The organism is Nocardioides sp. CPCC 206348 (genome assembly GCF_048654705.1).
Lineage (GTDB): Bacteria > Actinomycetota > Actinomycetes > Propionibacteriales > Nocardioidaceae > Nocardioides.
In genome coordinates this window covers 8,448-9,566 of record NZ_JBMCZA010000153.1, presented here as the reverse complement: position 1 = coordinate 9,566, position 1,119 = coordinate 8,448, and the positions used below count along the sequence as shown (strand labels likewise).

Annotated in this window: 1 protein-coding gene; it reads left to right on the top strand. The window is 68.5% G+C overall.

Features of this window, described 5'->3' with window-relative positions; genetic code table 11:
- The coding region (locus tag ACOADB_RS10720) for an ABC transporter substrate-binding protein (protein ID WP_378598042.1) at positions 1–1,035 on the top strand (1,035 nt) is incomplete at its 5' end.
- Between the last annotated feature and the right edge of the window lie 84 nt (positions 1,036–1,119).

The following is a 1,119-nucleotide window of genomic DNA, read 5'->3' as shown; positions in this document are numbered from 1 at the left end:
CGTACACGTGCCTTCCGCCGGACCACTGCGCTCGTCGCGGGTCTGGCCACCGTTCTGGCCCTGGCCGCCTGCGGCCAGGAGAGCGACGACAAGGACTCCGGCACCACCACGCTGGAGGCCACCGACTCGTTCCCGATCACCATCGAGCACGCCTTCGGCAAGACCGAGATCAAGGAAGAGCCCCTGCGGGTGGCGACGTGGGGCTGGGGCTCCACCGAGGCCGCCATCGCCTCCGGCGTCTACCCGGTCGCGATCGCCGAGCAGCTCTGGACCGTCGGCAAGGGCAACCTCCTCCCGTGGGTCGAGGAGGCGTACGACGCCGAGGGCGTCGAGCACCCGACGCTGCTCCCCGACGACGGCTCCGGCGCGACCGTGCCCTACGACGAGTTCATCGCCGCGAAGCCCGACCTGATCCTGGCGCCGTACTCCGGCATCACCGAGGACCAGTTCAAGAAGCTCAACGAGATCGCTCCGACGGTCGCCTACCCCGAGGCCGCCTGGACGACCACGTGGCAGGACACCATCAAGATCACCGCGAAGGCGCTGGGACGCAGCGCGCACGGTGACAAGATTCTCGCCGACATCGACACCTTCCTGGCCGACGAGGCCGAGAAGCACCCGGAGTTCGACGGCAAGAAGATCGCCGCCCTCTACCCGGCACCGGCCGCGATCTCGCTCTACACCGAGCTCGACCCGCGCCTGGCGATCCTGACGAAGCTCGGCTTCGACGTCGCGCCGAGCGTCGCGAAGCTGGACACGTCGAAGGGTGGCTTCTACTTCGACATGAGCTACGAGAAGGTCGACGAGATCGACGCCGACGTGGTCGTCACGTACTTCGACGACGACGCCCAGGCCGCCGCCTTCCTCAAGGACCAGAAGGCCCTCGCCATCCCGGCCGTCAAGGACGGGGGCGTTGCCCAGGTCATCGGCCGCACGCGGATCTCGGCGGTCTCCCCGCCGACGGCGCTCAGCTTCCAGTGGGCCGGTGGCATGCCCGAGCTGGTCAAGCTGCTCGCGGAGGCGTCCGCCCAGTAGTCACCTCCGCTGGTGGAGGTGCGAGTGAAGAGCCTCGAAGCCCGCTCGGGGGTTTCGAGGCTCTTCGCTGTGCTTTTCGCTGTG